The 435-nt window shown below is 49.0% G+C and carries 1 protein-coding gene; it reads left to right on the forward strand.

All coding sequences use genetic code 11. The annotated features are described in order from the left end of the window. Positions 1–10 precede the first annotated feature (10 nt). Positions 11–435 (forward strand): pyridoxamine 5'-phosphate oxidase family protein (locus CIK04_RS30470; protein WP_142995046.1); only part of this gene is annotated, 425 nt, incomplete at its 3' end.

A 435-nucleotide genomic window follows, 5' to 3' on the forward strand; every position in this document is an offset into this window, starting at 1 on the left:
GGAGAGAAGTATGTTGTCAGCAACGGACAGGACTCAAATTAAAAAAGCGGCACGTAAAGCAGTGCACGACGTCGAGCAGTTACATCGGATCATTGATGAAAGCTTGATCGCTCACATCGCCATTTCGGATGCCTCGGGACCCATTGTCATTCCGATGCTTGCTTGGCGTGTCGACAATCAAGTCTATATTCACGGCGCACGGAACAGCCGCTTAATCAAAGCACTGAGATCAGGGCAAAACACCTGCCTGACCTTTACATTATTCGATGGCTGGGTGTTGGCACGCTCTGCCTTTCACCACAGTGCGCACTACCGAAGCGCGGTGGTTTTTGGTCAATTTAACGTGATAGAAGAGAATACAGAAAAGGATCGCTTGTTGAATCATTTTATTGAGCAGATTGCCCCCGGTCGCACCGAGCAGGTTCGCTTAAGTAA

It is taken from the genome of Vibrio sp. 03_296 (assembly GCF_002265885.1).